A 255-nucleotide genomic window follows, 5' to 3' on the forward strand; every position below is an offset into this window, starting at 1 on the left:
CCGCCTGCGTGCGCTTTACGCCCAGTAATTCCGATTAACGCTTGCACCCTCCGTATTACCGCGGCTGCTGGCACGGAGTTAGCCGGTGCTTCTTCTGCGAGTAACGTCAATTGATGAACGTATTAAGTTCACCACCTTCCTCCTCGCTGAAAGTGCTTTACAACCCGAAGGCCTTCTTCACACACGCGGCATGGCTGCATCAGGCTTGCGCCCATTGTGCAATATTCCCCACTGCTGCCTCCCGTAGGAGTCTGG

1 rRNA gene is annotated in these 255 nt (G+C 55.7%); it reads right to left on the reverse strand.

Annotated features, from left to right (window positions below):
* Positions 1–255 (reverse strand): 16S ribosomal RNA (locus C9411_RS25425); the annotation flags it as partial.

This window comes from Serratia sp. Nf2 (genome assembly GCF_003028435.1).
Lineage (GTDB): Bacteria > Pseudomonadota > Gammaproteobacteria > Enterobacterales > Enterobacteriaceae > Serratia > Serratia marcescens_L.